We start from the raw sequence: 6,662 nt of genomic DNA, 5'->3' as shown, positions 1-6,662 counted from the left end.
CGGATTGTGATTTCTGAGCAGTCAGGGTTGAGTAATATTCTGGCAAAAGCCCGCAGCTTTGGGATTGAACTCGACAAGCAGGACCCAACCTGTCGGCAGATTCTCCAGCACTTAAAGAATTTGGAGAGCGAAGGCTATCAGTTTGAAGCAGCCGAAGCGAGCTTTGAGCTGCTAATGCGCGAAGCCTTGGGACAGCGGCAGCAACCGTTTGAGATCAAAGGTTTTCAGGTGCACTATGACCTAGTGCCGGGGCGCGAGACGCTTCAGACAACCTCGTTAGCAACGGTAAAACTCTCGGTTGGCAGCAAAGATATTTTGGAAGCAGCAGAGGGAAATGGTCCCGTTTCGGCGCTGGATGCGGCACTGCGAAAGGCGTTGATTAATTTCTATCCAGAAATCGAAACGTTTCATTTGACGGATTACAAAGTCCGAATTCTGGACGGAGCCGCCGGAACGTCAGCAAAAACCCGCGTGCTAATTGAGTCGAGCAACGGACATCAACGCTGGACAACGGTAGGGGTTTCTAGCAACATCCTGGAGGCGTCGTATCAGGCAGTTGTGGAAGGGCTGGAGTATGGGCTGCTGCTGCAGCATCAGGCAGAGGTGGCGTTGGCAAGCAACGGATGACGGATCGCGTTGTGAGAACAACCTTGTGGAACAAACGCAACAGGCTCAGGGTCGGGATGAGGAATCAGGGGCATCTTCTTTCGGTGACACATCGATCGACTGGGAAGGCACGATCGATCGTGCCTTCCCAGCCTCGATTCTGATTGACCCTGTTAGCGATTAGTAAGATGAGCAGGGCTGACCAACTTGGATGATCTGAGTATTCCAGTGATTGATAAACACTGCCCATCCGACTGAAAATGGCTACGACTAAAACCAATTCGGAATACTCGCTGCGCGAGAAGCCAGCTACGAAGTTCGCAATACTCGCTGCGCGAGAAGCAAGCTACGGAATTGCAAACGCTCGATTTCGTCAACGTTTCAGTCGTTTGATCTGTAGCTGCAATTTAAAGAATTGGTATAACAGCCATCAGCAAATAATGGGTTAAGAGTGTCTACTCCTTAACGCTTCCAAACGCAATAATCTGCGCCACTTTTTGAAGTGAGTGCTGAAATGTTAATGGCTCCTTGTGGGCGAGCCTCATTTTAGACTGCCTTCAACCAAAGCCTGTGCGTTTAGTTCTCGTCCTGAAACTCACTCAAACCATGTTCTTTCCACTCACAAAGTCGCTTGCTTGGGTGCTGGCACTGTCGATCGTGCAGGGCACTGCGGCAATGGCGCAGCAGCCCAAGCCTGCTTCGACACCTTGGTCAAACTCTCCATCACTCAACCGTCAGGGCGCGATCAATCTTTCCGCAACCAACACTCGCACCACGCCCATAACGCTTTGGGCAACGTACTATTACGTTCATCGGGCGCGGAGCATTTCTAACGGATATCCACTGCTGAGCGCTTCGAATACGTCTCTGGGTCCCACGCTGTCTAAACGGGATTGGTGCTACGCGGCATTGCAGGGGACCGTCGTGGTACCGAACGATCGAGGCGTTCCAATAACTTACAACTTCACGGGACGGGGTTCTCGTTCCCAGGTCAATTGTTCTGCCTTTTTCTCTAGTCTGTCAGCAGCAACGATTCAGGCAATGAGTCGAGCGCGATTTGTTGTGGCTACGGCACCCTACGGCTACGGCACCAATGGATTTCAGCTCGTACCCTTTCGCACGATCGCCGTGGATCGCACCCGAATTCCGATCGGCTCTGTGGTCTACATTCCACAGGCGCGCGGTGTTACCGTGACGCTGCCGTCGGGAGAGTCGTTTGTGCACGATGGCTACTTCTATGCAGCGGATGTGGGCAGAGCAATTCGAGGCAATCACATTGATGTCTTCATTGGCACCGCAGAACGCAATCCGTTTCGGTTTATTGCCAGTCGCGCTAGCGGAACGTTTCAGGCTTATGTGGTGGAAAACACTGAACTGTCTCAAGTGCTGCGGGCGCTGCATCGCAATCCGTCCCGGTAGTGTAATTTGCCGCGCTTACAAATCTTGGGCGGCGCGTTCCTGCAACTGTTGAATCTGCTCGATCGTCAGTCCAGTTACGCGAGCAATCGTATCGAGGTCTATCCCTTCTTCAAGAAGTTTGACCGCTATTTCGTGCTGTGCCTCAATTCGCCCTTCGGTTCGCCCTTCGGTTCGTCCTTCGGTTCGCCCTTCGGTTCGTCCTTCGTCTTTTATGTCTTGATAGATTACGGATTCCTGCATCAGTTCCCTCCGCAATAGACGTCGAATTAGTGCTTTCTCTAATACTAGACCAGCCAGAACGGCTGTGGATGCGGCGATATTGCTTTGCACTCGTGGGTCAGCGAGGTCAGTAATTGCTTCAGCCACCTGCTGCAAGACTTGAGGGCGATCGGTCGTTTGGCTCAACACCGCAAACGGAAGCAGACCGGGCGATCGTAGAAAGACCTCCACTGGCTGCTCCCACAGCCGAATCACCCCGAACCCATGGCAAGTATTTTCTAGAGTGAAGCGCGTTTGCCACACCAACTCTGAATTGGTTTGTTGCAGGTAAACCACCACTTGCCGCATACGCTTGTGGGGAAATCGACGATAAACCCGCAGGCGGTAATCTGCCATGCGAAATGGGACATCGGACTTGGGTTCCGTCTGGAATTCTAGATGAAGAACAATCTGCTCCGACTGCCGCAGGATCAGGGCATCTGCTCGGATAGGTTCGAGGGAGAGTTCAGATGGGCTAAGTTCAGTGAGGTCGATCGACTCACCCAGCAGCCAAGTAGCAAAATCGGCTGAGAAGGTTTCTGCCAGAAACTTACAAATGGTGTCAAACATCGTGCGATCGTACCAGGTTGGCGATGTTCAACATCGGTCTGCAAACGTCGATCGCGCTCTGTGAACTGCCTCAATCAGGCGCGTGAGCCAAATCCTGGAACTCGATCCGCCCGTTGAGCTTCTGGGGTATAAGTTGATGCAGAATTTTGTTGGTGCAACTGAATGAACACGCCCCGTAGCCGTTTTGCTTTCGTCTCTCCGCTTCTAGTGCTAGCAGTGTCGCTGAATACGCCAACCGCCGCGATCGCTAGCACCAATGCCGAGACAGCGGGGCGTTCGTCGATCACCCGCTTGGCGGCAGAACCGAAGCAAGCGCCAACGGGCATTTGTCCGGCGCAGGTGGGAAGCGCGCTGACGCAGATTATTACGCGATCGGGATTGGGACAAACGCGCTTAGGGGTTTTGGTTCAGACGCAGGGCACAGGCAGGCAGCAGAATCTCTTCGCCCGCAACGCCACAACCCTGCTGATTCCTGCCTCAAACAACAAAGTGCTGACCACAGCCGCCGCCCTACAGCGATTGGGTGCTTCATACCGCATCCGCACAGCGGTTTACGGCAGCACAACAGGTCCGACGCTGGAGACGTTACGCATCATTGGTCAAGGCGATCCCAGCCTGACGACCCCGCAGCTAAATTCCCTCGTGCAGCAGGTGAGCCAGAAGGGCGTGCGGCAGGTAGGGCAACTCATCGGCGATGACACCTATTTTCGCGGACCGGCAACAAATCCCAATTGGGACCCATCGGACTTGACCGAGGCGTATGCGGCAGGCATCAACAGCTTAATTTTGAACCAGAATGCGATCGGGCTAACCTTGGTTCCTCAACGAGTCGGGCAGCCATTACAGGCGCGATGGGATGACCCAACCGACGCCAGCGATTGGATCTTGGAGAACCGCACCGTGACGGTTTCGCCGAGCGCCGGAGAATCCTTGGATACCGTGCGATCGGGCAACACGATTCGCCTCGGTGGACAGCTACGAGCGGGGTCTGAGTCAGAACTTGTGGGTGTGGCGGTGCCGAATCCGGGCAATTACTTGGTCGGCAAATTCCGCAAGCTGCTAACGAACGCCCGCATCGCCGTTACGAATTCGACGCTGGTCAAGCTGACACCTGCACCGCCGGGACTGGTAGAACTCGCCGCCGTAGAGTCGCCACCGCTGTCAGAGCTGCTGTTCGAGACTAACCAGGAAAGCAACAATGTCTTTGCTGAGGCACTGCTGAAAACGCTGGGAAGGCTGCAAAGTCCAGCCAGCCAAAACGCGACTGACAGCGGTGTGGCGGCGGTTAAGGCAATCCTGACGCCGCTGGGGGTGAACCCAAATGGCATCAGCACCGTAGATGGATCAGGCTTAGCCGTGCGCAATCGCATTAGCCCAGAAGCGCTGGTGCAGACGCTGCAAGTGATCGCGCAGAACCGCGACGCGGCAGTGTTCCGTCGATCGCTTCCCGTTGCAGGCGTCAGTGGCACGCTGAAAAATCGCTTTCGCAACACGGCGGCCCAAGGCGTTGTCTTTGCCAAAACGGGAACCATCACTGGCGTTGTCGGCCTCTCAGGCTATGTGACACCCCCGAACGGACCGCCGCTGGTGTTCAGCATTCTTGCCAACTACTCTGGGCTATCCACGACGGACGTGCGGAGCGCAGTGGATCAAATGGTCGTGGTGCTGGCGCGCGTGCGATCGTGCTAAATCAGCGAGTAGTCTGTCAAACTAGATTTGACGAGTCGCTAAGAGCTACGAAGCTGATTAGGATTAAATTTTGATTAGGATTAAATTTTGACGGATCTTTGACCCGCCAACGTTTTCCTAATGAAATATTCCTGATGAAATACTAGTCGCTAACAGCCTGAAATTGCTGTACAGAATCCAGATTGCGATCGCTTCGTGAGAAAGATCGCGGAGAACGCTCTGAAATGATGGTAAATAGGAACAGTGCGGCTCCCATTTCGCTTAGCCATAATCATCGTGGTGAGTTTATTTTCAGAGTTAGTCGGGATGCACTCGGCATCTTGGACAGATGAGGTTACGCAATGAATTCTGAGCAAGGATCAGTGCTGGTTGTGGACGATGTGGAAGCAAACCGGGATTTGCTCGCACGGCGACTTCAGCGGCAGGGACACACCGTTACGCTCGTGGAGAACGGGCGGCTGGCGATCGAGCGTCTGCAAACCCAGACCTTTGATGTGATTCTCTGCGACATTATGATGCCAGAGATGAACGGTTACGAAGTGCTAGAGCAGCTTAAGACCGACCCCGCTCTGCGGCACATCCCCGTGATCATGATTTCGGCACTGGACGACATCGAAAGCGTCGTTCGCTGCATTGAGCTTGGCGCGGAGGATTACTTATTCAAGCCGTTCAATCCAACACTGCTCAAAGCCCGAATCAATGCCTGTTTAGAGAAAAAGCGACTGCGGGATCAAGAGCAGGCATACCTGAAGCAGCTACAGGCAGAGCAAGAAAAATCGGAGCGATTGCTTCTGAGCATTCTGCCAAAGCCCGTTGCCGAACAGCTTAAGCAGAGCCAAAACACGATCGCGGACAGTTTTGCCGAGGCAAGCGTTTTATTTGCGGATATTGTCAACTTCACGGCGCTCTCTGCTCATCGCTCTGCGATCGAGGTTGTTGGTTTGCTGAATCACATCTTCTCGGCGTTCGATCAGCTCGCAGAGCAGTACGGACTGGAGAAGATTAAGACGATCGGCGATGCCTACATGGTTGTGGGGGGAATTCCGGTACCGCACCCCGACCACGCTGGCGCGATCGCCGAAATGGCGATTGCGATGCAGCAGGCGATCGCCCAGTTTAACCAAGACGCCAGCGAGGCGATCGCCATCCGAATCGGCATCAGCACGGGTCCAGTCGTGGCAGGCGTCATTGGCACCAAAAAGTTTATCTACGATTTGTGGGGCGACACGGTGAACACAGCAAGCCGAATGGAATCTCAAGGCATTCCGGGCAGCATTCAGGTGACAGAAGCCACGTACTACCACCTCCAGCATCGCTATCGATTTGAGGAGCGCGGCACCCTTGCGGTAAAGGGAAAAGGCAACATGCGGACGTATCTCCTGAAGGGAAGGACTGAAGCAGCCGGATGATGGTTTATCTAAGCGCAGTACGGCTTCGCGATGGAAGAGTCGCCTCTAAATAGAAACCGTTTCGATCGTCATACTGCACTCTGCATCAGCGATACGGAAAGGGAAAAGATCGTCAAATTTGCTAGAGGTCAGGGTTAAGCTTAGACAGCAGCAATCGATCGTCTTTTCCACTATGGAAACTCAATCTGATTTAATTATTTCAACGAGGAATCTCACAAAAACGTATGGTCGAAAGCATGTTGTAGACAAACTGAATTTAGCCATCCCGTATGGTTCAATCTGTGGATTTTTGGGTGCGAATGGAGCGGGAAAAAGCACCACAATCAAACTGCTGCTTGGGTTAGTTAAGCCTTCCGGTGGATCGGCTACCGTCTTTAACAGAAGCATTGTTAAAGACAGCGTAGCGATTCGGGAGCGAGTTGGGTTTCTTGCACAATCGCCCCACTTTTATGGGCACTTAACTGCTCGTGAAACGCTGCGGTTCGTCGCTTCATTCTTCTTTAAAGGAACGAGATCTGCGATCGAATTTCGCATTGACGAACTCATTGATCTTGTCGGTTTACAGGGCAAGGTCGATCGTCCAGTAAGAGAATTTTCTGGGGGTGAGCGTCAGCGCCTCGGCATTGCTCAAGCTGCCATCAACGATCCTGAATTGATCATTCTCGATGAGCCAGCCGCCGCTCTTGATCCATTAGGACGCCGCGATGTGCT

7 protein-coding genes are annotated in these 6,662 nt (G+C 53.4%); 6 read left to right on the top strand and 1 reads right to left on the bottom strand.

Annotated features, from left to right (window positions below; genetic code table 11):
* The 3 genes from H6F43_RS15955 to H6F43_RS15945 form a co-directional block, all read left to right on the top strand.
* On the top strand, positions 1 to 627 hold a 627-nt coding region (locus H6F43_RS15955), incomplete at its 5' end, for an alpha-isopropylmalate synthase regulatory domain-containing protein (RefSeq protein ID WP_277879952.1).
* Between the two features lie 25 nt (positions 628 to 652).
* Entirely contained in the window at positions 653 to 790 is a 138-nt protein-coding gene (locus H6F43_RS15950) for a hypothetical protein (protein ID WP_190343710.1), read from the top strand.
* Between the two features lie 422 nt (positions 791 to 1,212).
* Positions 1,213 to 2,025: a 3D domain-containing protein gene (locus H6F43_RS15945; RefSeq protein ID WP_190343709.1), complete on the top strand. Its 813-nt coding sequence runs from the start codon at positions 1,213 to 1,215 to the stop codon at positions 2,023 to 2,025.
* Between the two features lie 15 nt (positions 2,026 to 2,040).
* On the opposite strand, the gene H6F43_RS15940 is transcribed toward H6F43_RS15945, so the two are convergent.
* Entirely contained in the window at positions 2,041 to 2,853 is an 813-nt protein-coding gene (locus H6F43_RS15940) for an Rpn family recombination-promoting nuclease/putative transposase (protein ID WP_190343708.1), read from the bottom strand.
* Between the two features lie 162 nt (positions 2,854 to 3,015).
* Here H6F43_RS15940 and dacB point away from each other — a divergent pair, with 162 nt between their 5' ends.
* The 3 genes from dacB to H6F43_RS15925 all read left to right on the top strand — a co-directional run.
* Positions 3,016 to 4,542, top strand: coding sequence for a D-alanyl-D-alanine carboxypeptidase/D-alanyl-D-alanine-endopeptidase (gene dacB / locus H6F43_RS15935; protein WP_190343707.1), 1,527 nt, complete (start codon positions 3,016 to 3,018; stop codon positions 4,540 to 4,542).
* A gap of 341 nt (positions 4,543 to 4,883) precedes the next feature.
* Complete coding sequence (locus tag H6F43_RS15930; protein WP_190343706.1) at positions 4,884 to 5,951, top strand: adenylate/guanylate cyclase domain-containing protein; 1,068 nt, start codon at positions 4,884 to 4,886, stop codon at positions 5,949 to 5,951.
* A gap of 172 nt (positions 5,952 to 6,123) precedes the next feature.
* The coding region (locus H6F43_RS15925) for an ABC transporter ATP-binding protein (RefSeq protein WP_190343705.1) at positions 6,124 to 6,662 on the top strand (539 nt) is incomplete at its 3' end.

The sequence above is a fragment of the Leptolyngbya sp. FACHB-36 genome (assembly GCF_014695955.1).
Lineage (GTDB): Bacteria > Cyanobacteriota > Cyanobacteriia > Leptolyngbyales > Leptolyngbyaceae > FACHB-36.
Note: the sequence above shows the minus strand (reverse complement) of the source record. Positions and strands in the feature narration are given on the sequence as shown.

Excerpts from the sequence above, each read along its gene's own strand:
- H6F43_RS15945 (WP_190343709.1), top strand. The coding sequence starts at position 1,213 with ATGTTCTTTCCACTCACAAAGTCGCTTGCTTGGGTGCTGGCACTGTCG.
- H6F43_RS15940 (WP_190343708.1), bottom strand. The coding sequence starts at position 2,853 with ATGTTTGACACCATTTGTAAGTTTCTGGCAGAAACCTTCTCAGCCGAT.
- dacB (WP_190343707.1), top strand. The coding sequence starts at position 3,016 with ATGAACACGCCCCGTAGCCGTTTTGCTTTCGTCTCTCCGCTTCTAGTG.
- H6F43_RS15930 (WP_190343706.1), top strand. The coding sequence starts at position 4,884 with ATGAATTCTGAGCAAGGATCAGTGCTGGTTGTGGACGATGTGGAAGCA.